Origin of the sequence: Kocuria sp. CCUG 69068 (assembly GCF_020833785.1) — a bacterium.
Classification (GTDB): domain Bacteria; phylum Actinomycetota; class Actinomycetes; order Actinomycetales; family Micrococcaceae; genus Kocuria; species Kocuria rosea.
The window spans coordinates 1-24,590 of record NZ_PDDL01000001.1 but is presented as its reverse complement, the minus strand read 5'-3'; the positions used below and the strand labels follow the sequence as shown (position 1 = coordinate 24,590).

The window sequence follows — 24,590 nt, the reverse complement described above, 5'->3', positions numbered from 1 at the left end:
CCACCCACCACCAGGAAGGAGGCGCAACCCGTGAAGCCTCCCTTCCGGATCGCCGTATACGACAAGCACCTCACCCGCCGCGGCTGGATCGGCGACCCCATCTCCGTGCACTTCACCCCGGTCCACAACGGCCAGGGCCAAGTGCAGCTCACCGTCGCCTCCGACCACCCGCGCGTCCCGGACCTCATGACACCGGGCGCTCGCCTGGTCGTCACCTACGCCGGCACCGAGACGATCTCCGGGCCGGTGCGGGGACTCTCCGGGGAGGGCCCGGAGAGGGCCGGGCAGATCACCGTGACTGTCCAGGACGACATCCGGCTGCTGTGGCGCGTACTGGGCTGGGCGGCCCCGACCCGGGCCGTCACCGCCCAGGGCGACGACGGCGCCTACTGGCGGGCCACCGGGGCGGCCGAGACCGTCCTGAAGGCCGCGGTGCGGGTCAACGCCGTCGATCGGCTCGCCCTGCCCGTGCGCCTGGCCCCGGACCTCGGCCGGGGTGCGGTGATCCCCGGGGGCGTGTCCCTGCGCTTCCACCCGCTCGCCGACCGGGTCCTGACTCAGGTCGAGCAGGCCGGGCTCGGGGTGAGCGTCGTCCAGGACGGGCCCGCCCAGCAGGGCACCGGCGTCGTCCTGGACGTCTACCAGCCCAAGATTTACCCGCGGGCCCTCACCGAGGCCGGCGGCACACTCGTGGACTGGAAATGGAACCAGGACCCGCCCGAGGCCACCCGCGTGGTCGCCGGCGGCGCCGGGGAAGGCACCGCCCGGGCCTTCATCACCGCCACGGACACCGGACGCGAGACCGAGTGGGGTGACGTCATCGAGGTCTTCCGCGACGCCCGCGACGCCGAGACCGCAGCCACCCTGGCCGCCCGGGCGCAGGAGACCCTCACCGAGGGCGCCCCGACCTCCGGGCTCGCCCTGACGCTGGCCGAGACGGGCACCTTCCGCTACGGCGGTCCGCACGGGGTGCGGGTCGGGGACACCGTCACCATCCGCCTGGCCAACGGCGTGGAGCTCACCGACGTCCTGCGCCAGGCCACGATCACGTGGGACCAGGACGGGCTCGCCGTGGTCCCCTCCGTCGGCGACCGCACAGACGACCCCTCCGCCCAGCTCGCCAAGGCCATCGGCCGCCTGGCCGGCACCGTCCGCGAACTAGCACGTAGATAGGCAGGTAGACCCCCATGACGATCACCAGCTACGGCTACCGGGGAACCATCGACGAGGTCCAGTGGGCCCGCATGGCCCCGCACATCTCCGCCGCCCGCTACGGCGTCGTCGGCTTCGACGACTGCGCCGTCACCGCCGTGAGCGGCGCCGACCGCACCCTCGAGGTCGCCCCGGGCCGGGCCTGGGGTCAGGGCGTGATGGACGAGCTCAACCACAACCCCGAGCCGCTGCGCGTGCAGCTGCCCGCCGTCGCCTCCGGCTCCCGCTGGGACCTCATCGCGCTGCGCCGCTCCTGGCTGGAAACCCCGGGCAAGACCAGCCTCGTCTCCGTGCAAGGCACCAGCCTCAAGGCCATCCCCGCCAATCGGCTCGCCACCGCCGGCGACGTCGACGACCAGCCCCTGGCCCTGGTGCGCGTGGTCGCCGGCCAGTCCGCCCCAGCCGAGATCATCGACCTGCGCTGCTGGGCCGAGTCCGGCGGCGTGCAGGTCCTCACCGACCTCGCCATGCAGTACCTCGCCTTCCCCGGCTCCATGGTCTGGCTCGACTACCAGACCTGGACCTTCAGCCGCGGCACCAACAACGGCTCCCCCTGGGGATGGGTCAAGACCTCGAGCATCGGCATGCGCCACGGCCACCAGCAGCTCTTCTCCGGCTGGGCCGCCCGAGGCACCATCACCTCCACCAACGAACCACCCCGCCGGATCAACAACGCCGACATCGCCGTCGAGCGGACCGGGGCGACATTCACCCTCTCCGCCGGCGGCTGGACCAACCTCGGCGTGATCCTCTTCGACGTCACCAAGGCGACCAAGACCCCGCCCACCGGTACGGCCTGGCAGCACTTCCCGGCCATCGTCACCCGCTCCGATGACGCTCCGCAGATGATCGCAGTGGCCTGGAACAAGGTCGACGGCGCGCTGCGGATCCGCGCGATCCAAGGGATGGGCACCACCACCATCCGCACCGGGGCGAGCATCAGCCTGATCCCGACCTGGACCACCACCGACTAACAGACAGGAAGGGCGGCATCGTGCTGTTCCGCTACGCCGGCGTCATCGCCATCAACCCGAATACCGATCAGACCGAGATCGTGCGCTCGGCCACCGGCACCGTCCACCTCGACGAGAACTGGGAGACCCCTATCGAGGTGCACGACGTCAACGGTTTCGCCATGACGACGCTGAACACCACCGTCGAAGGCCTCTTCCCCGACTTCTACGTCGAAGACCAGCCCGTCGTCGGCTTCCAGACCTCCAGCGGCCACCGCTTCTACCTGCGCTCCTCCACCCCGGTCCCGGGCCCCTCCGGACCCGCCCCGGTCGCCGTCGGCGCGTCCGCCGGCGCGTTCACCTTCGAGTACCCCGACGGCACCATCGTCGGCGGCCCGCTCATCCCAACCGCGGAAGCGCTCGCCGACGCCAGGATCGCGGAGCTGCTCGACGACGGGGTCTCCGCCTCCTCGATGGCAGTGCAGGGACGAGTCGCCGAGGCCGTGGCCGCCGACGGCACCGTAGCCCAGGCCGCGGCCGCGGCCGTGGACCAGGAGCTCAGCACCCGCGACATCCTCGAGGGCGGCAACATCGACCAGGACGACCTCGCCTTCGCCATGGTCGACGACAACGGCGCCCGCCTTTGGCTGGAAGCCAACATGCAGGGACGCCCGACTGAGTGGACCAAGTCGATCCTGATCGAGGACATCGCCCCGGCCGCCGCGGAGGCGACCGGCCTGACCGACATGCGCACCGACATCACCGGGCTCTCCCTCGCCGTGGTCGACGAGGACGGCCGCCAGCTGGAGTGGGAGTTCGACGAAACCGGCCGGGTTTCCGACCGCGTCCTCGCAGCCTGGGCAGCCCGGATGAACATCCCCACCCCCGAAGCTGCGGCCGACCCGACGACCATCGTGGCCCCGTCCTCCGTTCCGCTGCTCGTTGGCCGTGAGTCCCGGATCTACTACGACTCCGTCATCGGGGCCCGGGACCCCTCCCACACGGTGCTGACCTTCTCCGGGGGCAACGGCTCCAACCTGGGCACGCACTGGTCCTACACCCCCGACGTGGCCAAGTCCTTCACCCTGGAGATCCGCGTCGTGGACCGGACCGGGGCCACCGTCCGATCCCGGTCCATCCCGGTCCAGACCTACGCGGCCCCGGCCGGTACCGGACGCCGGCACCTGGCCATCGGGGACTCCATCACCCGCGCCGGGGACTACGTGCGCTCCGCTGTGACCGCCTTCGCCGGGGCGGCCACCGTCGGCACCCGCACCTACAACGACGGGGCGCTGGCCACCGAGGGCCGCGGCGGCTGGTCCCTCAACGGCTACTTCGACAACATCGGCCACGAGTCCTGGGGCGACTCCCCGTTCCTGTTCCCGGCCAACGTCTCCGGGGCCAAGTTCTGGGGCAACACGCAGTTCTGGAAGCGGGTCTGCTACGAGGACCCCACCGGCTACGACTACGCCGGCTTCCAGAAGATGGCCCGCGGCTGGGGCCCAAGCAACGCGCCCTTCCTCTACGGGACCGACGGCTACCCGCTGGCCCCGGCCGAGGGCGACGTGGTCGTGGATCCCACCTACGCGGAGGCCGACGAGTTCCGCCAGTACACCGGCGGCGCCTGGACGGCCATCGCGCGCCCGGCCGTGGAGTTCTCCTTCCCGAAGTACATGGAGCGCTACGCGGCCGCCTACCCCAACGGCGGGCCCACCTCGATCTCGATCATGTTGGAGACCAACGACTTCTTCAACGGCATCGACAACGCCAAGTTCACGACCTGGAAGACGCGGATGGACACCGTCATCGCCTCCGTGCGCGCCTGGTCGGCCACCGTCCCGTTCGTCATCCTCCTCGCCCCCACCGGCGGCCCCTGGGACAAGTGGACCGGGCAGACGGTCAACAAGTGGGAGTTCGACCAGCGGATGAAGGAAGCGGCCACCCGCATCATCGCCGCCTACGACACGACTGCCGCGAGGACCAACCGCGTCTACGTCGCCTCCTCCCTGGGCGCCGTGGCGGAGGCCAACCTGTCCGACTGGGTCCACCCGTCGGCACCCGCCGGACACGAGCAGCTCGGCACGCCCCTGGCCGGCATGCTCGCTCGTCTCATCACCGAAGGAGTCGCCTGATATGGGCCGCAAGCTCGTCCTCACTGGGACCAAGATCAACAACCCCAACGCGCCGGTCCTGCCGAGCATCGACGCGATCCTGCCCACTGCCGGCGCCCTCATGTTCCTGGACCCCACCCACCCGTACCGGGCGTGGGCCGCTGGCGTCCCGCCGCACAACGCCGTGATCCCGAACATCGCCGAGACGCAGGCCATGGCGACCACCGGTCTCTCCTCGGCCCAGGTCAGCCCGCTCATGGCCATCGGGTCCACGCTTATCAGCGACGGCAACAAGCTGGAGCGCTCGACCAAGGGCGGTCTCCACGTCATCCTGTCGCGCCGTGTCGGGCTCGGTGTGGCCGAGACGCTGAACATCGACTCCAGCGCCGGTTCGGCGGCAGCGCTCGGAAGCTGGATCCTGGCCAACAAGGGGCACTCGTTCTACGCGGCCAAATGGGGCCGCGTCACTCGCCCTGTCGGCCCGGTCACCAGCGGCGGCTGGGCGCACTCTGTGGCAGGCACCAGCAATAACGCCGCGACGTTCTTCTTGCGCAAGTCCGGCGACAGCGGTGAAGTCGCGTACCCCACGGCCAACCGGATCGGCAACGAGCGAGTCAACGTCAATCCCAGCGCACCCACCCCGCACTTCGTGGATGCGGCCTGGTCGTCCTTCGCCAACCTCACGTCCGCGCAATTCCTTCCGCACCGCATGAACCGCAGCTCCCTGGGCGCCGGCAACGAGCAGCACTCCCCCTCGGAGGTCTTCTACGGCTACTACCTGGAGGACCTCACCGTCTCAGGCCGCACCTACGCCCAGGTCAACACCCTGCTGAAGGCCAAGTACACCCGCGACGTCCTCACCCCCGGCGGCCGCTACTACGGCGACACCTACACCGACCCGGCCACCGTCGCCTAGAAATCACCCGCCGCCACGAACACGAGCCACCCCACGGGGTGGCTCTTCTTATTGGAGGTCTCATGCTCCGCTGGAGCTTCTTGGACTACCTGGGCACCCGGGGCCAGATCCTGCTGTGGTGTGCTGCGGTGTGGGTGCTGATCGGCGCCGGGATCGCTGTCGGCGCCGCCCCGGGCCCGGATCCGGCCCTGTTCCACACGATGCTGCCGATGCCGGTGCGGGTGGGCGGCTGGTGGGTGACGAGCGGTCTGGCCGTGTACGCGGCACTGCGCAAGCGCGCGGTGCCGCTGGCCGTGGGGGCGCTGATGGTGATGCCCGTCCAACGGCTGGCCTCGTACCTGTGGGCGTGGGTCATGTCGGTGATCCCGGGTCCCCCACCGGGTGTCCCGGACGCCTGGTACAACGCGATCTTCTATCTGCTCGCTATCGGCTTGGTGCTGATCGCTGCGTGCGTGAAGGAGCCGACCAGGGACGGGAGGATCTGAGATGGATTGGGCTGTTTTTGGCGGCGTGCTCGGCACGGTGCTCGCTTTCATCGCCGGCATCTTCACCTCGTTGCGCACGGCGCGTTCCACGAAGGAGGCCAACGCGATCACGTTCTCTCGGGACCTCATGTTGAGGGTCGAGTCCTTGGAGAAGAAGGACGAGGAGAAGGACCGGAAGATCGAGGAGCTCGGCTCCATCATGTCCGTCTCACTGTCCTTCATCGAGCGGCTGTTTCACTGGGGCCGCGGCGGTGGTGGGCAGCCGGAACCCACGGTGCCTGCGCAGCTGCGTGATCGTCTGGCGCATCTGATCAACGACCACAGGGAGGGCTGAGCTGTGGGCATTCGTCCAGTCCCCGAAGAATTCAAGATCTCGCAGTTCTACCGGGACAACCTGACGTCCTATAACACCGGCGCTGGCCACGGGGCGAACGACTATGCCACCCCGGTCGGCACTGAGGCGGTGGCGATCGCTGATGGCACCGTGGTGTTCTCCGACTGGGTGTGGAACCTCCCCGCCACCTCGTGGGAGGCCCGTTGGTATTTGATCCGCCCGGCCGTCGGAGTCCGCAACGTCGGCGGCGGCATCGTGACCGTTGTCCGGCACGACGACGTGGACGTGATCTACGCGCACCTGTCGGACAACAACATGGTCAAGCCTGGCATGACCGTGAAGCAGGGTCAGGTCGTCGGTCTCACCGGCAACACCGGCTCCTCTACGGGCCCGCACCTGCACTTGCAGACCATCCCGCGGCGGGCGAACTGGCTCAACGGCTACTACGGGTCCGTGGACCCGACCCCCTACACCCGGGGCAAGTACTTCAAGCTCAACACGTTCACGGCCCCCGACTTCTCGGGTTCGACGATGAACGGCATTGATGTGTCGAACTGGCAGGCCGGGATCAACCTGGCGAACGTGCCGGCGGACTTCGTGATCGTGCTCGCCACGGACGGGGCGGGGTTCACTAACCCGCATCTCGTGTCGCAGGTGAACCAGGCCCTCAAGCTGGGCAAACGCGTGGGCGTGTACCACTTCGCCCGGGTGAAGGGTTCCGCCAACAGTGACGTGGAGGCTAAGCACTTCCTGTCGAAGGTGAAGCGCTGGAAGGGCCGTGTGCTGCCGATCTTGGATTGGGAGCCGCCGGGCCAGGGGCACCGCACGGACTACGCGGACGCGTGGATGCGCCGGGTTGAGGCGGAGATGGGCACTGAGTGCCTGATCTACATGAACCTCACCGAGTCGCGGCGGACGAACTGGTCGGCTTACGCGAAGTCCCACGGGCTGTGGCTCGCCTCCTACGCGCTCGGGGAGCCCACGTTCACCGGGTACGCGCAGACGTTCACGAAACCCGCGACACCCGGCTGGCGACTCGCCCTCTGGCAGTACACCCAGCGTGGCACCCTCCCCGGTTACGCGGGGCACCTTGACCTGAACGTGGCGTTCGGTGACCCGTGGAAGCGGCCCACCGGCTACGGCACAGCAACCGAAACAGGAGACTGGTTCAGCATGGCAACCGAAGAGCAGCTAGAGCGCGTGGTGGAGAGGGTCCTCAAGCGGGACCTCCAGCACGCCACGTTCAACGACACCAACGGCAACGTCCGAAAGTTCGGCGAGGTGTTCCGCTTCCGTATTGGCCGTATCGAGGACAAGGCGTGGTCCGCTGAGCGGAAGCTGGACGCCATCGTGTCCGCCGTGGACGTCCTCCTCGACAAGTCCCCCGAGCAGTTCGAGCTCGACCCGGAGAAGGCTTACGCCGAGATCGGGCGGGCCACTGTCGCCGCACTGAAAGGAACCCAAGCATGAGCAAGCACACCGCCACCACCGCTGAGGCGGAGATCTCCCCGAAGGTGAAGGCCGGCAACTGGACCGGGATCGCGCTGACCCTGCTGGCCACCGCACTAGCCGCTGGCATCGCGGCCATCCCCAACGAGGCCTGGGACGGCCTCGGCGTCTGGGGCGTCCCCGTGGGCGTGTTCGTCGGTGCCCTCGGCTACGGCGTCGCCGCCTGGGCGAAGCGAGATCCGCTCCGTGAGGTCGGCGGCTCCGCAGTCGCCGCCGGCGGGGTCGTCCCTGCTTTCCCCGTCACCGGTGTCGGCACCGCGGAAGCCGTGGACGAGGAAGCGCAGCCCGCGGCGGACGACTCGCACGCCGAGGTGCTGACTCCCGAGGCCGACGCGTTGGAGGCCCGTGCCGCGCAGCTGCGCCGTTCTGGCGGCTCCATGGCGCTCTGACGCCCTAGGGATGCGTCAGCATGACGAACGCCCCCTTTCCGGCCGCCTGTGGCCGGGGAGGGGGCGTTTCGTCGTGTGTGGGGCTGGGGTGTTCAGAGGCCGGCCTGGTCGGCCCCGTATGCCGCTTGCTCGGGAGTGTAGCCCTCGAAGGTGAGCTGATCGATGAGCCCCTGGCGGGAGTACCCGGTGATGTCGAGGTAGCTCTGGGCGGATTTCGCGGCCTGTTCGTTGTAGTCGGTGTCGAGGCTATCCACACCGGCCGCCGCTTGCTCGGGGGTGTAGCCCTCGAACGTCAGCTGGTCGATCAGGCCGGTGCGGGAGTAGCCGGAGATGTCGAGGTAGCTCTGGGCAGATCGAGCGGCCTGTTCGTTGTAGTCGGTGTCGAGGCTGTCCACCGCCAGCGTCGCGTCTTCGGTGGAGTATTCCTCGAACACGAGCTGGTCGATGAGCCCTTGGCGGGAGTAGCCGGAGATGTCGAGGTAGTTCTGGGCGGAGCGGACTGCGTTCTGCTGGGCCGTCGTCAGCCCCGACTGGTCTCCATCCTGACCGGTGTCGGCAGGTTCCGTTTCGGTCTCGGCCGGAGGTGCCTCGGTCTCGGCCGGGGTGTCCTCGGGGGTGCTTTCGGTCTCTGCCGGGGCGGTGGTGGTCTGCTCGGGGACGGGGGTGGGGTCATCGCCGCCGCCGCCGGCGAGGGCACTGCAACCGGCGACGATGATGATGAACAGAAGGAACAGACCGAGGCAGCCGAGTGCCCATTTCTTCTTGCCCTTCTTCTTCGGGGGCTGGTCGTAGCCCGGGGGCGGGTACTGGCCGGGCTGCTGGCCGTAGTCGGGGCCGGCATTGGGGTTGTGCGACACGGGGTGCTCCTTAGTAAGTGGGGTGACATTAACTGTAGGGAAGTGGATGCAAATGATGATCTGTGACACTCATCGTTTACTCATCGAAAACAGCGGGATACTGGGGGTAATTGGTGGGTCACGTCCGGGACAACGGACCGGCCGAGGGCCCGTACTTGCCCGTGATTCCGGGACTTTGCGGGGTACCCATAGGGCACGTCCGGGACAATCGCAAGCGGTGGGATGGGTGACCAATGGGTTCTCGGTTCGAGTCCGAGGGGGCGCACCACAGGAGGACCCCACCGCGGAGCACCGCGGTGGGGTCCTTTGTCGTCCCCGGGGCACGGCGGCCCGCGGGCACGAAAAAACCCGGGGTCGTCGTGCCCCGGGTGCTCCCGCCGGAGGCCGCCGTCCGGCGACCTCGCGCGCCCTCGTGCCGGGGTCGTCCTCGACCCCGTGCCGACCCGCCCCGCGCCCGTCCGTGCCGGGACCGCGGGCCGCGGCCGTCTCAGGACGCGGTGTCCCCCGCCGTGCCGGCCTCGGCGATGTCGCGCGACTGCTCGGGCGTGGTCGCGTCGGCGGACCCGGCGTCGGTGACGGTCCCGTCCGGCTGGACCCGCAGCTTCCAGCGGGCGCCGCCGAGCGTGGTGATGATGTCGGCCAGCGTGCGGCGCAGGTTCTCGTCCGTGAGCAGCCCGTGGTCCACCAGCTCGTCCTCGAGCTGGGTGGCGGCCTCGAGGATGCGCAGGCCCTCCGGGGTGATCGACACGAGGTGGCTGCGGCGGTCGTGGACGTTCTTGGACCGGTTGACGTGGCCGTGCAGCTCGAGCCGGTGCAGCGTCTTGCCCATGGTCTGGGCCTGCACCCGGACGCGGTGCGCCAGCTGGGCCTGCGTCATGCTCCCCGCCGTCTTCAGCACGTCCAGCGCCATGACGCCCGCGTGGGTCACCCCGAGCGTGGCCAGGCGCTCGTTCCACGCGTGCTCCACGAGCCGGGCCGCGGTGGAGAGCAGTCGGTTGGTCGGCCATTGAGTGGTGAAAGGCATGCAAAGCAGTCTACCGACCTGCACCACGGAATACAGCACCATGCTAAGCAAACTGACGAGCATTTCTCCGCGGGCGGATCCGCGGCGGTCCTGAGCGCTCCCCCGGGACGGCCGGGACCACCGGGACGAGCGCCGGTAGTGTTCGTGGTCCGGGGCCGTCCCGCGGCACCCGACCCTCGCCCGGGCCCGGCCCGGACGGCACCACCGAACCGACGGAGGAACATCCCCATGGCAGCACGTCTCGAACCCGGCAGCCCGGCCCCCGACTTCTCCCTGCCCGACGCCCGGGGCGGGACCGTCTCCCTCGCCGACCACCGCGGGCGGCGGGTGGTCGTCTACTTCTACCCGAAGGCCTCGACCCCCGGCTGCACCACGCAGGCGTGCGACTTCCGCGACAGTCTGGAGCGCTTCGCCGCGGACGGGTTCGCCGTGCTCGGCATCTCGCCGGACTCCCCGGAGGCCCTCGCGCGGTTCGCCGAGGCCGAGTCCCTCACCTTCCCGCTGCTCTCCGACCCGGACCACCGGGTCGCCGAGGCGTACGGCGCCTGGGGCGAGAAGAAGAACTACGGCAAGACCTACGAGGGCCTGGTGCGCTCCACCGTGGTGGTCGGGCCCGAGGGCGAGGTGGAGCTCGCGCAGTACAACGTGCGCGCCGCGGGCCACGTGGCGAAGCTGCGCCGCGACCTCGGCCTGGAGGGCTGAGGCTAGGATGGGCGGGGGCCCGGACGGGCCCTTCGGCGCGAGTGGTGGAACTGGCAGACACGCAGGATTTAGGTTCCTGTGCCCTGACCGGCGTGCGGGTTCGAGTCCCGCCTCGCGCACCCCGCCGTCCCCGGGCACGCCCCGGGGCCGGCCCACGACGACACCCACGACAGATCCGGTGAGGCGGCGAAGGACCCATGGCGCCCAGGCGAACCCCCCGCACCGCGGCCGCGCTCGCGCTCGTCGCGGGGCTCCTCGCCCTCGGCGGGTGCGCCCCTGCGGGCGAGGGGCCCGGCACCCCCACCGCCGCCCGGTCCGTGCCGAGCGGGGAGTTCGTGTTCGCCAACGCCGCCGCCGCCCCCACCCTGGACCCGGCCACGGTCAACATCCTGGAGACGTCCCGGATCGGGGCCCAGATGCTCGAGGGGCTCGTCTCCGCCGACCCCTCCACGGGCGAGGCGGTGCCGGCCCTGGCGCGGTCGTGGGAGACCTCCGAGGACGGGCTCACCTACACCTTCGACCTGCGCCGGGACGTGCGCTTCCACGACGGCACCGCCCTGGACGCGGCGGCGGTGTGCGCGAACTTCGAGCGCTGGGAGGCCCTCGCCGCCGACGGGGCACGGACCCCCTTCGCCACGGTCCTGCGCACCGGCGCCCCCGGCATCGATTCCCTCTACGCGGGGTGCGCCGCGGCGTCGGAGTCCACGGTGGAGCTCTCGCTGACCGCGCCGCACACGCCCCTGCTCCGGGCGCTGACGCAGCCCGCGTTCGGGATCGCGTCCCCCGCGGCCCTGGCGGCCGGCACGCACGAGACGCACCCCGTGGGCACCGGCCCCTTCCGCTACGAGTCGGGGGACGGGACGAACGTGGTGCTGGTCGCGAACCCCGACTACTGGGGCGAGCTCGGGGACATCGGCCGGCTCGAGTTCCGCACGATCGCCGAGCCGGAGCTGCGCTACGTGGCGCTGCGCCTCGGCCAGGTGGACGGCTACGACCAGGTGGGCCTGGACTCCTTCGCCCCGCTCGCGCGCGAGGGCGTGCAGGTCCTCCAGCGCGACCCGTACTCCGTGTCCTACCTCGGCATCAACCAGGACGTGGAGCCCCTGGACGACCCCGAGGTGCGGGAGGCGATCGCCGCCGCCGTGGACCGCGGCGCGATCGTGCGCGAGCACTACCCCGACGGCACCCGGGTGGCGAACCAGTTCCTGCCCGCCCGCTTCGCGATGGACGGGACCGACCTGCAGGTCCCGTCCTACAACCCGCAGCGGGCGCGCGAGCTGCTGGCGGCGTCCTCCTACGCCGGCGAGCCGCTGCGGTTCTACTATCCCCGCGGCACCTCCCGCACCTACATGCAGGAGCCCGAGAAGATCTACGCCGACATCGCGGCCCAGCTCGTGCGGGCGGGGTTCGTGATCGAGCCCGTCCCGGTGGCCTGGTCGGACGGCTACGTGCAGCAGGTCCAGGACCCGGAGGGCGACCACGCCCTGCACCTGCTCGGCCTCAACGGCGGCTACCGCGACCCGGACTACTTCACGGCCGCCCTGTTCGGCGCCCCCCGCGGGGAGTTCGGCGCGGACGCCGTGTCACTGTTCGGCGCCGTCAACCGCGCGGCGGCGCTGCCCGACGGCGAGGACCGCTCGAGCGCGTACGTGTCGATCAACAACCGCGTCTCGCGGCTGCTGCCCGCCGTCCCGCTGGCCCACCCGATCTCCGCGGTCGCCGTCGGGGACTCCGTGACGTCCTTCCCCCTGAGCTCCACCGGCAACGAGGTCTTCAACCGGGTGGACCTCGGCGCCGCGCCGTGAGCACCGGCCCCGGCGCGCGCCCGGCCGCATTCGGGGTTCGTCCGGGCGTGGCGATAGTCTGATCCCGACCATTCACCGGCGCAGCGCCGGGCGTTCAACGGGAGCATCGACTGTGACATCACCTCAGACAACGGAATCGACCGACGTCCTCCTGATCGGCGGAGGCATCATGAGCGCCACCCTCGGCGTGTTCCTCAAGGAGCTCGAGCCGCAGTGGGACATCACGATGCTCGAGCGCCTCGACCAGGTGGGCGCGGAGAGCTCCAACGTCTGGAACAACGCCGGCACCGGCCACTCCGCGCTCTGCGAGCTCAACTACGCGCCCCAGGCCGCCGACGGGTCCGTGAGCCCGGAGAAGTCGCTCGGCATCAACGAGCAGTTCCAGCTCTCCCGCCAGTTCTGGGCCTCTCTCGTGTCGGAGGGCAAGCTGCGCGAGCCCGGCTCCTTCATCAACCCGGTGCCGCACATGTCCCTCGTCTTCGGCGACGCGCACAGCGACTACCTGCGCCGCCGCTGGGAGGCCCTGCAGCCGAACAAGCTCTTCGAGCGCATGGAGTACACCGAGGACCGTGAGAAGATCGCGGAGTGGGCGCCGCTGACCATGCACGGCCGCGGCGCGGGTCGCGTGGCGGCTTCCTGGTCCCCCGAGGGCACCGACGTCGACTTCGGCGAGCTGACCCGGCAGCAGGTCGCCCACCTGCAGGCCCGGGGCGGGGAGGTGCGCTACGGCCAGCAGGTCACGGACCTCGACCGGCAGGGCGACGGCACCTGGGTGGCGAGGGTCAAGAACCGCCTCAACACCGAGGGCGACCGGCTCGTGCGCGCGAAGTTCGTGTTCGTGGGGGCCGGCGGCGGCGCCCTGCCGCTGCTGCAGAAGTCCGGCATCCGGGAGGCCAAGGGCTACGGCGGGTTCCCGGTCTCCGGCCTGTGGCTGCGCAACTCCGACGAGGACGTGGCGGCCCAGCACAACGCCAAGGTCTACGGCCAGGCCTCCGTGGGCGCCCCGCCCATGTCCGTCCCGCACCTGGACACCCGCTACGAGCACGGACGGCGCGCGCTGCTGTTCGGCCCCTACGGCGGGTTCAAGCCCAACTTCCTGAAGCAGGGGTCCTACCTGGACCTGCCCCTGTCCGTGCGCCCGCACAACCTCTACCCGATGACCCGCGCGGGCCTGGCCAACCTGGATCTCGTGAAGTACCTGCTGAGCGAGCTGGCCAAGTCCAAGGGCCAGCGGGTCGAGGCGCTGCAGCAGTTCTACCCGACCGCCGACGGCTCGCAGTGGGAGCTGATCGAGGCCGGCCAGCGCGTGCAGGTCATGAAGCGGGACAAGCAGAAGGGCGGCGTGCTCCAGTTCGGCACCGAGCTGATCACCGCCGCGGACGGCTCCATCGCCGGCCTGCTGGGAGCCTCCCCCGGCGCGTCCACCGCGGTGCCCATCATGCTCAACCTCCTGGCGAAGTCCTTCCCGGCGCGGATGTCCGGGTGGGAGCCGCGGATCAAGGAGCTCATCCCCTCCTACGGCGTGAAGCTCAACGACAACCCGCAGCTCGCGGACGAGGTCATGGGCCGCACCGCCCAGGTGCTCGGCATCAGCTGACACCGCCCCGACGGGCACCGCTCCGCACGCCGCGGTGCCCGCGCGACGAGGCCCCGGACCGGCCGGTCCGGGGCCTCGTCGTCGTCCGGTCCGCCCCGGCCCCCCGGCCCAGGAGGCCCGGGTGACCTGTCGGTACGCGGCGGTACGCTGAGGGGCGTGCGCCCCGGCCCGGCCGGGACGCCCTCGCCCATCCCTCCCCAAGGAGCACGAGTGTTTCTCCTCGCCCGCGCGTCGATGGCCAACCGCGCCCTGATCGTGCTCATCACGCTGTTCGTCGCCCTCTTCGGGGTGCTCAGCATGCGCTCCATGAAGCAGGAGCTCATCCCGTCCCTGGAGATCCCCGCCATCAGCGTGGTCTCGGCGATGCCCGGCGCGTCCGCGGAGGTCGTCGACGAGCAGGTGGGCCGGCCCCTGGAGCGGGCGCTCAACATCGTGGAGGGCCTCGAGAGCTCGGCGTCCACCTCGCGCAGCGGGCTGTCCGAGATCCGGCTCGGCTTCGAGTACGGCACCGACCTGGACCGGGCCCGCAACCAGGTGGAGCGGGCGATCTCCAACGTGCGGACCCAGCTGCCCGACGACGTCGAGCCCACCGCGTTCGCCGGCTCCGTCGCCGACTTCCCCATCGTCTTCCTGGCCGTGTCCTCCGACGAGGACCTCAGCCCGCTCGCCGCCGACCTGGAACGGCTCACGGTCCCGGACCTGCAGCGGATCGAGGGCGTGCGCTCCGCCGAGGTCAGCGGCGCCCCCGAGCAGGTCGTCTCGATCCTGCCGGACCGCGCCGACCTCGCCCGGGCGGGCGCCACGCCCGCGGACATCCGCACCGCCCTGGAGGAGAGCGGCGGGCTGGTGCCCGTGGGCACCGTGGACGACGGGGCCACGACCCTGCCCGTCCAGGCCGGCTCCCCGCTCGACTCCCTCGAGGCCGTGGAGAACGTCCCGCTGCCCCTCCCCGAGGACGCGCCCGACGGCGCCGAGCCCACCACGGTGGGCGCCGTGGCCGCCGTGGAGCTCGCCGAGCAGGAGCAGACCTCGATCACCCGCACCAACGGGGCCCCGACGCTCGCCCTGTCCGTCACCAAGACCCCGGACGGGGACACGGTCGGGATCTCCCAGGCGGTCGGCGAGATGATCCCCGAGCTCGAGGAGGACCTCGGCAACGGCGCCGAGATCACGGCGGTCTTCGACCAGGCCCCCTACATCGAGCAGTCGATCGAGGACCTCACGGTCGAGGGCCTCCTGGGGCTCGCGTTCGCCGTGCTCGTCATCCTGGTGTTCCTGGCGTCGCTGCGCTCGACCCTGGTCACCGCGATCTCCATCCCGCTGTCCCTGCTCGCCACGTTCATCGGGATCAACGCCCTGGGCTACTCGCTGAACCTGCTGACCCTCGCGGCCATCACCCTGTCCGTGGGGCGGGTCGTGGACGACTCGATCGTGGTGATCGAGAACATCAAGCGCCACTACGGGACGGTCGACCTGAGCACCGACCCCGCCAACGCGAAGCGCCGGGCCATCCTCACCGCCGTGCGCGAGGTCGCGGGGGCGATCACCGCCTCCACCCTCATCACGGTCGCGGTGTTCGTGCCCATCGCGTTCGTGGGGGACGTGACCGGCGAGCTGTTCCGGCCCTTCGCCCTGACCACGACCATCGCGCTGCTGTCCTCGCTCGTGGTGTCCCTGACCATCGTGCCCGTGCTGGCGTTCTGGTTCCTCCGGGACCCCCGCCTCGCGCGGCGGGCCCGCCGGGCGCCGGCGGGGCGCCCCGCCCCCTGGGCCGACGGCACGGCCGGTCCCCCGCCCGGCGCCGCGGCCGGGACGCCGCCCCGGCTGGCCCAGGGCTACCTGCCGGTCCTGCGCGGCACGCAGCGCCACCCGTGGGCCACCCTCGGGGTGAGCGTCCTGATCCTCGGCGGCACGGCCGCCCTGCTGCCGGTGCTGCCCACCAACCTGCTCGGGGACACCGGGCAGAACACCATGACGATCGAGCAGGACCTGCCGCCCGGCACCGCGCTCGCGGTGACCTCCGAGCAGGCGGGCCGCGCCGAGGAGGTGCTCGACTGGACCGAGGGCATCGAGGACGTCCAGGTCACCATGGGCCCCGGCGGCGGCTTCTCCGCGTTCCTGCCCGGCAGCGGCACCAACAGCGCCACGTTCTCCGTGACGACGGACGCCGCGGTCGACCAGGAGCGGCTGCGCCGCACCGTCGGCGAGCGCCTGGACCGGCTGGACGGCGCCGGCGAGTTCTCGGTGCGGGGCGCCCAGGGCTTCACGAGCAACGACGTCGAGATCTCCGTCACCGCCACGGACCAGGCGACGCTGGCGGAGGCCGACGACGCCGTGGTGCGGGCCATGCGGGAGCTCGACTCCGCGGGGCAGGTCACGAGCAACCTGGCCGCCACCCAGCCCACCGTCGTGGTCACGGTCGACCGGGCGGCCGCCGCCGCCCGCGGCCTGAGCGAGGAGCAGGTCACGGGGGCGCTCGCCGGCACCGTGAACCCCCTCCCCGCCGGGTCCATCGACCTGGACGCCGACTCGGTGGCGGTGACGATCGGCGAGGGCCGCGCCGTCGAGGACCTCGAGGCGCTGCGGGCCCTGCCGGTGCCGGCCGCGGGCGGGACCGTCCGCCTCGACGAGCTGGCCGAGGTCGAGGAGGCGCTCACGGTCGAGACCATCACCTCGAGCAACGACCAGCGCACCGCCACCGTGGCCGTCACCCCGGGCGGCGACGACCTCGGCGCCACGAGCGGGGAGGTCCGGGACGCGCTCGCGGGCCTGGACCTGCCGCAGGGCGCGGCGGCCGAGCTGGGCGGGGCCGCCACGGAGCAGGAGACCACGTTCCGGCAGCTGGGCCTCGCCGTGCTCGCCGCGATCGCGATCGTCTACGTGGTGCTCGTGGCGACCTTCAAGTCCCTCGTCCAGCCGCTGGTCCTGCTGGTCTCGATCCCCTTCGCGGCGACGGGCGCGGTGCTCGCGCTGCTGGCCTCCGGGGTGCCGCTGGGCCTCGCCTCGCTGGTGGGCGTGCTGATGCTCGTGGGCATCGTGGTGACCAACGCGGTCGTGCTGATCGACCTCATCAACCAGTACCGGGGCCGGGAGCACCGCATGGACCTGGAGGAGGCCATCGAGAAGGGGGCGACCCGCCGGCTGCGCCCCATCGTGATGACGGCCCTGGCGACCATCCTGGCGATGACGCCCATGGCGCTGGGGATCACGGGGCAGGGCAGCTTCATCTCCCAGCCGCTGGCGGTCGTGGTGATCGGCGGGCTGATCTCCTCGACCCTGCTGACCCTGGTGCTCGTGCCGGTGCTGTACCGGCTCGTCGAGGCGCGCAAGGAGGCGCGGCTCCGGCGCCGGGAGGAGCGGATCGCGGCGCTGGCCGCGGCCCCGGGGCGCGGCGCCCGCGGAAGGTGACGTGACACTCGTCACCGTGCGCTCTTTCGTGGACGTTTGCTTCTGAAAACACTCGCGGGCGCACCCCGGTCACTCCCCGTCCGCAGGGTGCAGAAGGTATCATCGCCGCTGGTCACAGGGGGATTCGGTGCTGTGGAGCGGGCGGCGTGCGGGGAGCCCCCGGGAGGCATCCCCCGAAAGGGGGGACACCGGGGCCCGGTGCACCGATGTAACCGGGTCGTAGCATTATCCTGTGACCCGCAGAGAAACAGATCGTGTGCAGAACAGCGCCGACGCCTGGGAGGCCCTCTTCAGGGCCCAGGTGACGGTCATGCGGCGTCTCCAGCGCCAACCCGAGTTCGCGGAGCTCTCCGCCCGCGAGTACGACGTCCTCTTCAACCTCTCCCGCTCCGACGAGGCCGGCATGAGGCTCAACGAGCTCAACGAGTACGTGCTGCTCACCCAGTCGAGCCTCAGCCGGATGCTGGAGCGTCTCGAGCTCAAGGGGCTGGTGCACCGCTGGCAGGACCCGCAGGACCTGCGGGGGCTGCGGATCCGGCTGACTGACCGGGGCCGGCAGATGCAGGTGCAGATCGCCGAGCAGTTCCGGGTGCACGTGCACGAACTGATGTCCGCGGGCCTGGACCCGGAGGAGCTGCGCATCCTGACCCGGCTCGCCGACCGCCTGCGGGAAGCCGTCAACGAGCTCTGAGCCGCGCTCCCCCGCCGCGCTACAGCGGGAGGACGACCCTGGCCCCCGGGTCCTCGCGGCCGGGGACGGAGGACTCCGCGGACACCCGCATCCCGCCCAGCGTGATCTCCCCCTGGAGCGTGGTCAGGAACGCCGTCTCGGAGGCGTCCGCGCCCGTCGCGATGCGCACGAACTCCGTGCGCGGGGCGAGCCCGGTGGCGTCGAGGACGTACCAGGCGCCGTCGTGCCAGGCCTCGACCACCGCGTGGAAGTCCATGGGGGACAGCCCGGGCGCGTAGACCGACGCGAGCCGCGCCGGCACCCCGAGTCCCCGCAGCAGGGTGATGAGCAGGTGGGCGTAGTCCCTGCACACGCCCTGCCGGGTGAGGAACGTGTGCACCGCGGTGTCGGTGGCCGTCGAGGAGCCGACCACGTAGTCCAGGTGCTCGTGCACCCAGTCCCGCACCCGCTGGAGCGTCTCGTAGCCGCCGCCGCGGGCCCCGGGGAAGAGGGCGTCGGGGGTGCCGGCCATCTCGTCGAAGGGGCAGAACCGGCTGGGCCGGGTGTAGCGGACGAAGTCGACCGGCTCCGCCGGAGGCGGTGACCCCGCCGGGCCGTCCAGCTCCAGGGCATAGGACACCGTGCACTGCGTGCCGCCCGGCACCCGGGCCAGGTGCAGCCGCGTGCCGTGCAGGTCCTCCGCCTCCTCGAGCGCGACCTCGGTCCCGTCCACGCGCAGGCTCAGGTGCTCGCCGGGGCGGGCGCCTCCGCCGGGGCGGGCGGCCGCGAGGGAGAACACCGCCAGGTGGTCGGTCTCCGAGGCGAAGTCGACCTCCGCGGAAACGGTGCGCCGAGTGGTGGGCACGAAGGGCCTCCTGGTCGGGGGGAATGTGCGGCGGACCGGTGGCCCGTCCGCTCCATTGTCGCTCACGGGGGCGATTCATCAGTACACTGATCCACGAGACATCCCCCACACGCCCCGCCGCCGGCCGGAGCCCGCGCGCTGCACCCGGCGGCCGACCGCGAAGGACGCAGCATGGCCCAGGACACCACCCAGGACAGCCGCTCCAAGGAGCGCACCGCACCGGATCCCGAGGATCCCCGCAAGCCGGACAGTCCCACCGAGATCAGCAAGCCCTCGTGGGGCTACGTCGTCAAGCGTGCGATCTCCGAGTTCTCCAAGGACGACTGCACCGACCTCGCCGCGTCATTGACGTACTTCGCGGTGCTCTCCCTCTTCCCCGCGCTGCTCGCCATCGTGTCCCTGCTCGGCGTGTTCGGCCAGGGCGAGGCTACCACCCAGGCGATCCTGGACTTCCTCGACCAGTACGCACCGGCGGCGCTCGTGACCCTCCTCGAGGAGCCCATCAACAACCTCACCACCAGCACGGGCGCCGGGCTCGCCCTCGTCGTCGGCATCGTCGGCGCACTGTGGACCGCCTCCGGCTACACGGGGGCCTTCGGCCGGGCCATGAACCGCATCTACGAGGTCGAGGAGGGACGGCCCATCTGGAAGCTGCGGCCGGTGAACCTCCTCGTCACGCTGATGCTGGTCCTCATCGTGGTCCTCATCATGCTCATGGTGCTGCTCTCCGGCGGCGTCGCCCAGTGGGTGGGCGACCTCGTGGGCCTCGGCGCCACGGCCGTGACGGTGTGGAACATCGCCAAGTGGCCCGTCATCGTGCTCCTCGCCATCGTCCTCATCGCGGTGCTCTACTACTTCACCCCCAATGTCCAGCAGCCCAAGTTCCGCTGGATCAGCATGGGCTCGATCGTCGCCCTGGTCGTGGCGGCCGTGGCCGCGGCGGCGTTCACCTGGTACGTGGTCAACTTCGCGTCCTACAACGCCACCTACGGCATCATCGGCTCCGTCATCGTCCTGCTGCTCGGTCTGTGGATCATCAACAACGTGCTGCTGCTGGGCGCGGAGATCGACGCCGAGGTGGAGCGCGGCCGCCAGCTGCAGGGCGGGATCAAGGCCGAGGAGACCATCCAGCTCCCGCCGCGCGACACCCGTCAGGTCGACAAGAAGGACAAGAAGGCGGAGAAGCTCGTGGACCAGGGCCGGAAGCTGCGCCTCGAGCACGAGCACCTCGACTACTCCTCGGACGACTCCGGGAAGGACGCCGACAAGGCCTCCGGCAGGAGCTGACGGCCGACCCCGGCGGCGGACCCGTGGTGCTGATCCACGGGTCCGCCGCTTCGTTCTGCCCGGACCGTGGCCGCCGCGCTCCGGCGCCGCACCGCGCGCCCCCGGCGTCCTTCCCTAGACTGGGGAGCGGTGTTCCGGACCGGAACCGTCACGTCGTCCGCAGGAAGGTCCCACTCATGCACGAGGTCAGAGCCGTCGTCGTCACGGCGAAGAACGCACCAGCCACCCTCGAGACGATCCTCGTCCCGGACCCCGGGCCCGGGGAGGCGCTCGTGGACGTCCTCACCTGCGGGGTCTGCCAGACCGACCTGCACTACAAGGTCGGTGCCGTGGGCGACGACTACCCCTACCTGCTCGGCCACGAGGCCTCCGGCGTGGTCGCCGCGGTCGGCGAGGGCGTCACCGAGGTCGCCGTCGGGGACAAGGTCATCCTCAACTGGCGCGCCGTGTGCGGGGAGTGCCGAGCCTGCCGCAGGGGCGAGCCCTGGTACTGCTTCGCCACCCACAACGCCACCCAGAAGATGACGCTCGCCGACGGCACGGAGCTCTCCCCCGCCCTGGGCATCGGGGCGTTCGCCGAGAAGACCCTGGTCGCGGCCGGTCAGTGCACCAAGATCGAGGGCGAGCTCGAGGACCACCAGTACGCCGCGGTCGGCCTGCTCGGCTGCGGCGTGATGGCCGGCATCGGCGCCGTCCTCAACACCGCGAACGTCCGGCGCGGGGAGTCCGTGGCCGTGATCGGCTGCGGCGGCGTCGGCACCGCGGCGATCGCCGGGGCCCAGCTCGCCGGGGCCACCACGATCATCGCCGTGGACCTCGACGACGAGAAGCTCGCCACGGCGCAGAAGTTCGGCGCCACCCACACGGTGAACTCGAAGGAGCAGGACCCCGTCGCGGCGATCCAGGAGCTCACGGGCGGGCACGGCGCCGACGTCGTGGTCGACGCCGTGGGCGTCGCCGCGACCTTCCAGCAGGCCTTCGAGGCCCGCGATCTCGCCGGACGGCTGGTCCTGGTGGGCGTGCCCGCCCCCGGCACCACGTGGGAGATCCCGCTGGACGAGGTCTTCGGCCGCGGCGGGGCCATCAAGTCCGCCTGGTACGGCGACACCCTGCCGAACCGGGACTTCCCGATGCTCGTGGACCAGTACCGGCTGGGCCGGCTGGACCTCGACGGCTTCGTCACCGAACGGATCGGGATCGAGGACGTCGAGCCTGCCTTCGAGCGGATGACCGCCGGCAAGGTGCTGCGCTCCGTCGTGGAGCTCGGCCGATGAGCGCCGTCGACGGCCACGACGGCGAGGCCCTGCCCGACCGGGAGCGCGCCCACCCCGCCGACCGCGGCGCCGTCCCGGTGCGGCCCGCCGCGGGCGCCGGCCGGGCCCGCATCGACCGGCTGGTCACCTCCGGGACGTTCTCCCTCGACGGCGGGACCTGGGACGTCGAGAACAACGTGTGGATCGTGGGCGACGACGACGAGTGCGTGGTGATCGACCCGGCCCACGACCCCGCCGCGGTGGTGGAGGCCGTCGCCGGGCGCACGGTGACCGCGGTCCTGCTCACCCACGCCCACGACGACCACATCCGCTCCGTCAAGGAGGTGGCCGGGCAGGTGGGCGGGACGATCCACCTGCACCCGGAGGACACGGTCCTGTGGGAGCAGGTCTACCCGAAGACGCCCTTCGACGCGGCGATCGCCGACGGGGACGAGTTCACCGTGGCGGGGACGACCCTCACCGCGCTGCACACCCCGGGCCACTCCCCCGGGTCCGTGTGCTTCTGGGCCCCGGGCCTGGGCGAGGGCGGGGTACTGTTCTCCGGGGACACCCTGTTCCAGGGCGGTCCCGGCGCCACGGGCCGGTCCTGGTCGGACTTCCCCACGATCGTCGACTCCATCCGCGAGCGGCTGCTGACGCTGCCCGAGTCCACGGAGGTGCTCACCGGCCACGGCGACACCACCACGATCGGCGCCGAGGCCCCGCACCTGCAGGAGTGGATCGACCGGGGCCACTGACCGCGACCCCGGCCACCCGCCGCGGCCTCCGGGCCCGGCGGGTGGCCCGGGACGGCGGTGCCCCTGCCGGCACTGTCCCGGGCCCGGTGGGCTCAGAGGTCCCCGGGACCGATGCGCCGCCAGCGGTGCACGAAGGTCAGGGCCGTGGCCAGCAGGACCGCCGCGGAGAGCACCGGCACCAGTGCGGCGCTCCGGTAGCCCCAGGACTCCCCCCACCACCCGGACAGGGCGAGCCCCCCGGTCAGCCCCACGCTCATCACCGCGGTCATGACGGTGGTCAGGGCCGTGACCCGGGAGCTCGGGGCCACGAGCCGGGCGATCTCGTAGACCCCCACCAGGCACGGCCCGGTGGTCAGCCCGGCCAGCGCCAGCACGACCACCATCCCCGCGGAGTCGTCCGGGATGGTCAGGAGCATCGCGGCGAGCACGGCCCCGGCGGCCGCCGCCACCCAGCGGTTCCACAGCCGCAGCTCTTCGGTGCGGGCGGACGCGGCCACCGCGGCCAGCGCCGAGGTGAACCCCGAGACCGCGTACAGCCAGCTGACCGAGACCACCGCGTCCACGGCGGTCGCGAAGACGAGGACCGCTCCCAGGGTCGACCCCACGAGGGCCCCCAGCGCCCCCATCCCCAGCACGGGGAGCAGCCGGAGCTGCCGCGCCCGGCGGCGGCGGTTGCGGGCCGCCCGGTTCGGTGCGGCCGCGACGGGCGGCAGGAAGTGGATGAGCCCCCGCGGCAGGCGGGCCGAGCAGTGCAGCAGGAACACGGTGGTGCCCACGAGGGTCAGGGTGGCCGCGAGCACCAGCACGGCCACCGGCCCGAGGGTCACGGCCACGAGCCCGGTCACCGCGGCTGCCAGGACGGTGGCCAGCGAGTCCATGACGCTCTCGTGGCGCAGCGCGGTGTCGAAGAGGTCCTCCCGGGAGTCCCGGCGCAGCAGGGACCACCAGCGCAGCCGGCACGCCACGCCCATCTGCGGCAGCACGAGCCCGGCGAGCAGGCACGGGAGCACCAGCTGGGCGGGGGCCGCCCCGGGGTCGGCGGCGAGGTCCGGGAGCCGGCGCACGAGCCACCACACCACCAGCGGGTTCACGAGGGTGAGCAGCACCAGGCCGAGCTGGCGCCGGCGCCACGAGGCGGCCGCGCCCATGGCCAGCCCGCACACCGCCGAGCCGAACGTCACGGCGGCGGCGCAGAAGGCGCCCAGGGCCGGGGACCCGGAGATCAGCGCCACCGTGGTCAGCACGCCGAGGGGCACCATGGTCTGGGGCAGCCGCACGAGCAGGGTCAGCACGGGGTACAGCGCGCCGCTGACGGCGGCGAGCTCCCGGGAGTCGGCCAGGGGCGAGCGGGCGGCCGTGCTGAAACCCCCGAGGGGCTCGGCGGCGCGCGCACTGCTCACGAGGTACCTCCGCATCCTCCCGACCGCGGCCGGGCACGGACCAGCCTAGCCCCGCCGTCCGGAGGATGACGGAAAGCGTCGGTCCCCCGCGGCGGGCGGAGGATCCGGCGGCCCTGCCGGATCCGGCAGGGCCGCGGGCTCACCGCTCCCGGACCGGCGCGGCGGACGCGGTGGGCGTCGCCTCCGCTGCCGGGGCGTCCTCCTCCGCGGCGGGCGCCCCGGCGCCGCGGCGCGGCCGGGAGAGCGTCGCCGAGCGGTGGACCAGACCGGCCACGAGGCCGCCGAGCAGCGGGGCCACCCAGAACAGCCACAGCTGGCCCAGGTGGCCGGCGCCGGCGACCACGGCGGCGCCGGTCGAGCGGGCGGGGTTCAGCGACCCGCCGTCGAACGGCGCGGTGATCGTGAGCAGGAACGCGAGGGCCGCACCGATGGCCACGGGGGCGAGCACCGCGTTGGCCCGCGGCGCGGTGGAGCCCAGGACCACGAGAGCGAACAGGGCGGTCGCCACGAACTCGACGAGCAGCACGGTGGTCCACCCGGCCTGGGAGGTGGAGTTCTCCCCGAAGCCGTTGGAGACCGCGCCGAGGACCTGCGCGGTGGTCGAGGAGTCGAGCAGGCTGATGAGCACCGCCCACAGCACGCCGGCCGCGGCCAGGGCGCCGAGCACCTGGGCCACCACGTAGCCGATCGCGGCCCGTGCGGGCGTGCGCCCGGCCACGACCGCGGCGAGCGTCACCGCGGGGTTGAAGTGCCCCCCGGAGACGTGCCCGAAGGCGACGATCGCGGCGACCAGGCCGAGACCGAAGCCGAGCGCGGAGTCGATGACCTCGGTGGCGAACATGCCCGTGCCCAGCCCGGCGAAGACCAGCAGCGCCGTCCCTGCGAACTCGGCGGCCCACTGGGCCGGCGCGGACGCGGCCTCCGGGGCGCCGGCGGGCACGGTGTCCTTGCGCGCGGCGACGGGCACGGGCGCCGCGAGGCCCGCCGTGCCTGGGGCGGCGCCGTCGTGGACGGCGCTGTCGGCGCCGTCGGCGCCGGGGCGCGCGGTGGTGCCG

At 71.8% G+C, this 24,590-nt stretch carries 21 protein-coding genes and 1 tRNA gene; 17 read left to right on the top strand and 5 right to left on the bottom strand.

What is annotated here, in order from left to right:
• Nucleotides 1-30: 30 nt before the first annotated feature.
• The 8 genes from CRM73_RS00110 (at nucleotide 31) to CRM73_RS00075 (ending at nucleotide 7,909) form a co-directional block, all read left to right on the top strand.
• The gene (locus CRM73_RS00110; RefSeq protein WP_229586255.1) at nucleotides 31-1,173 is read left to right on the top strand and encodes a siphovirus ReqiPepy6 Gp37-like family protein; all 1,143 of its coding nucleotides are present in this window, start codon (nucleotides 31-33) and stop codon (nucleotides 1,171-1,173) included.
• Between the two features lie 14 nt (nucleotides 1,174-1,187).
• On the top strand, nucleotides 1,188-2,186 hold the full coding sequence (locus CRM73_RS00105; RefSeq protein ID WP_229586253.1) for a hypothetical protein: 999 nt from the start codon (nucleotides 1,188-1,190) through the stop codon (nucleotides 2,184-2,186).
• A 20-nt stretch (nucleotides 2,187-2,206) separates the two neighbouring features.
• The gene (locus CRM73_RS00100; protein ID WP_229586239.1) at nucleotides 2,207-4,297 is read left to right on the top strand and encodes a hypothetical protein; all 2,091 of its coding nucleotides are present in this window, start codon (nucleotides 2,207-2,209) and stop codon (nucleotides 4,295-4,297) included.
• 1 nt (nucleotide 4,298) lies between these two features.
• Nucleotides 4,299-5,192: a hypothetical protein gene (locus CRM73_RS00095; protein ID WP_229586237.1), complete on the top strand. Its 894-nt coding sequence runs from the start codon at nucleotides 4,299-4,301 to the stop codon at nucleotides 5,190-5,192.
• A 62-nt stretch (nucleotides 5,193-5,254) separates the two neighbouring features.
• Nucleotides 5,255-5,677: a hypothetical protein gene (locus tag CRM73_RS00090; protein ID WP_229586235.1), complete on the top strand. Its 423-nt coding sequence runs from the start codon at nucleotides 5,255-5,257 to the stop codon at nucleotides 5,675-5,677.
• Nucleotide 5,678: 1 nt separating this feature from the next.
• Nucleotides 5,679-6,011, top strand: coding sequence for a hypothetical protein (locus CRM73_RS00085; protein WP_229586233.1), 333 nt, complete (start codon nucleotides 5,679-5,681; stop codon nucleotides 6,009-6,011).
• A 3-nt stretch (nucleotides 6,012-6,014) separates the two neighbouring features.
• A complete protein-coding gene (locus CRM73_RS00080) occupies nucleotides 6,015-7,481 on the top strand; it encodes a GH25 family lysozyme (protein ID WP_229586231.1) in 1,467 nt (488 codons plus the stop codon).
• Nucleotides 7,478-7,909 (top strand): hypothetical protein, encoded by a 432-nt coding sequence (locus tag CRM73_RS00075; RefSeq protein ID WP_229586229.1) that lies wholly within the window; start codon nucleotides 7,478-7,480, stop codon nucleotides 7,907-7,909. The genes CRM73_RS00080 and CRM73_RS00075 overlap by 4 nt, the downstream gene beginning before the upstream one ends.
• Before the next feature lie 92 nt (nucleotides 7,910-8,001).
• Here CRM73_RS00075 and CRM73_RS19820 read toward each other — a convergent pair whose 3' ends face one another.
• Both CRM73_RS19820 and CRM73_RS00065 read right to left on the bottom strand, forming a co-directional pair.
• Entirely contained in the window at nucleotides 8,002-8,766 is a 765-nt protein-coding gene (locus CRM73_RS19820; RefSeq protein ID WP_229586227.1) for an Ltp family lipoprotein, read from the bottom strand.
• A 487-nt stretch (nucleotides 8,767-9,253) separates the two neighbouring features.
• The gene (locus CRM73_RS00065) at nucleotides 9,254-9,790 is read right to left on the bottom strand and encodes a MarR family winged helix-turn-helix transcriptional regulator (protein WP_017833221.1); all 537 of its coding nucleotides are present in this window, start codon (nucleotides 9,788-9,790) and stop codon (nucleotides 9,254-9,256) included.
• Nucleotides 9,791-10,018: 228 nt separating this feature from the next.
• On the opposite strand from CRM73_RS00065, the gene bcp reads away from it, so the two are divergent.
• The 6 genes from bcp to CRM73_RS00035 all read left to right on the top strand — a co-directional run bounded on the left by bcp (nucleotide 10,019) and on the right by CRM73_RS00035 (nucleotide 17,993).
• The gene (gene bcp, locus CRM73_RS00060) at nucleotides 10,019-10,492 is read left to right on the top strand and encodes a thioredoxin-dependent thiol peroxidase (protein ID WP_017833222.1); all 474 of its coding nucleotides are present in this window, start codon (nucleotides 10,019-10,021) and stop codon (nucleotides 10,490-10,492) included.
• A 35-nt stretch (nucleotides 10,493-10,527) separates the two neighbouring features.
• A tRNA-Leu gene (locus tag CRM73_RS00055) sits at nucleotides 10,528-10,611 on the top strand.
• 78 nt (nucleotides 10,612-10,689) lie between these two features.
• The gene (locus CRM73_RS00050) at nucleotides 10,690-12,297 is read left to right on the top strand and encodes an ABC transporter substrate-binding protein (RefSeq protein WP_115162818.1); all 1,608 of its coding nucleotides are present in this window, start codon (nucleotides 10,690-10,692) and stop codon (nucleotides 12,295-12,297) included.
• Between the two features lie 112 nt (nucleotides 12,298-12,409).
• Entirely contained in the window at nucleotides 12,410-13,894 is a 1,485-nt protein-coding gene (locus CRM73_RS00045; protein WP_031282915.1) for a malate:quinone oxidoreductase, read from the top strand.
• 210 nt (nucleotides 13,895-14,104) lie between these two features.
• A complete protein-coding gene (locus CRM73_RS00040) occupies nucleotides 14,105-17,302 on the top strand; it encodes an efflux RND transporter permease subunit (RefSeq protein ID WP_144835935.1) in 3,198 nt (1,065 codons plus the stop codon).
• A 232-nt stretch (nucleotides 17,303-17,534) separates the two neighbouring features.
• Nucleotides 17,535-17,993, top strand: a complete 459-nt coding sequence (locus tag CRM73_RS00035) for a MarR family winged helix-turn-helix transcriptional regulator (protein WP_031282916.1) — start codon at nucleotides 17,535-17,537, stop codon at nucleotides 17,991-17,993.
• A 19-nt stretch (nucleotides 17,994-18,012) separates the two neighbouring features.
• Here CRM73_RS00035 and CRM73_RS00030 read toward each other — a convergent pair whose 3' ends face one another.
• Nucleotides 18,013-18,837, bottom strand: coding sequence for a transglutaminase family protein (locus CRM73_RS00030; protein ID WP_133410877.1), 825 nt, complete (start codon nucleotides 18,835-18,837; stop codon nucleotides 18,013-18,015).
• Nucleotides 18,838-19,008: 171 nt separating this feature from the next.
• Between CRM73_RS00030 and CRM73_RS00025 the strand changes: the two genes are divergently transcribed.
• The 3 genes from CRM73_RS00025 to CRM73_RS00015 all read left to right on the top strand — a co-directional run bounded on the left by CRM73_RS00025 (nucleotide 19,009) and on the right by CRM73_RS00015 (nucleotide 22,135).
• The gene (locus CRM73_RS00025) at nucleotides 19,009-20,124 is read left to right on the top strand and encodes a YihY/virulence factor BrkB family protein (protein ID WP_095651812.1); all 1,116 of its coding nucleotides are present in this window, start codon (nucleotides 19,009-19,011) and stop codon (nucleotides 20,122-20,124) included.
• Between the two features lie 176 nt (nucleotides 20,125-20,300).
• The gene (locus tag CRM73_RS00020) at nucleotides 20,301-21,398 is read left to right on the top strand and encodes an S-(hydroxymethyl)mycothiol dehydrogenase (RefSeq protein WP_017833230.1); all 1,098 of its coding nucleotides are present in this window, start codon (nucleotides 20,301-20,303) and stop codon (nucleotides 21,396-21,398) included.
• Nucleotides 21,395-22,135 carry an MBL fold metallo-hydrolase gene (locus CRM73_RS00015; RefSeq protein WP_229586225.1) on the top strand — a complete coding sequence of 247 codons (741 nt, stop codon included), beginning with the start codon at nucleotides 21,395-21,397 and terminating at the stop codon, nucleotides 22,133-22,135. Before CRM73_RS00020 ends, CRM73_RS00015 begins: the two co-directional genes overlap by 4 nt.
• Nucleotides 22,136-22,227: 92 nt before the next feature.
• Here CRM73_RS00015 and CRM73_RS00010 read toward each other — a convergent pair whose 3' ends face one another.
• Nucleotides 22,228-23,535, bottom strand: coding sequence for a hypothetical protein (locus CRM73_RS00010; RefSeq protein ID WP_017833232.1), 1,308 nt, complete (start codon nucleotides 23,533-23,535; stop codon nucleotides 22,228-22,230).
• 139 nt (nucleotides 23,536-23,674) lie between these two features.
• Nucleotides 23,675-24,590, bottom strand: a 916-nt coding sequence (locus CRM73_RS00005) for an aquaporin (protein WP_229586220.1), incomplete at its 5' end; no start/stop codon positions are given.

Bases quoted from the DNA above. Each gene is read 5' to 3' on its own strand.
- CRM73_RS00105 (WP_229586253.1), top strand. From the start codon at position 1,188: ATGACGATCACCAGCTACGGCTACCGGGGAACCATCGACGAGGTCCAG.
- CRM73_RS00095 (WP_229586237.1), top strand. From the start codon at position 4,299: ATGGGCCGCAAGCTCGTCCTCACTGGGACCAAGATCAACAACCCCAAC.
- CRM73_RS00090 (WP_229586235.1), top strand. From the start codon at position 5,255: ATGCTCCGCTGGAGCTTCTTGGACTACCTGGGCACCCGGGGCCAGATC.
- CRM73_RS00085 (WP_229586233.1), top strand. From the start codon at position 5,679: ATGGATTGGGCTGTTTTTGGCGGCGTGCTCGGCACGGTGCTCGCTTTC.
- CRM73_RS00075 (WP_229586229.1), top strand. From the start codon at position 7,478: ATGAGCAAGCACACCGCCACCACCGCTGAGGCGGAGATCTCCCCGAAG.
- CRM73_RS00065 (WP_017833221.1), bottom strand. From the start codon at position 9,790: ATGCCTTTCACCACTCAATGGCCGACCAACCGACTGCTCTCCACCGCG.
- bcp (WP_017833222.1), top strand. From the start codon at position 10,019: ATGGCAGCACGTCTCGAACCCGGCAGCCCGGCCCCCGACTTCTCCCTG.
- CRM73_RS00050 (WP_115162818.1), top strand. From the start codon at position 10,690: ATGGCGCCCAGGCGAACCCCCCGCACCGCGGCCGCGCTCGCGCTCGTC.
- CRM73_RS00025 (WP_095651812.1), top strand. From the start codon at position 19,009: ATGGCCCAGGACACCACCCAGGACAGCCGCTCCAAGGAGCGCACCGCA.
- CRM73_RS00020 (WP_017833230.1), top strand. From the start codon at position 20,301: ATGCACGAGGTCAGAGCCGTCGTCGTCACGGCGAAGAACGCACCAGCC.
- CRM73_RS00015 (WP_229586225.1), top strand. From the start codon at position 21,395: ATGAGCGCCGTCGACGGCCACGACGGCGAGGCCCTGCCCGACCGGGAG.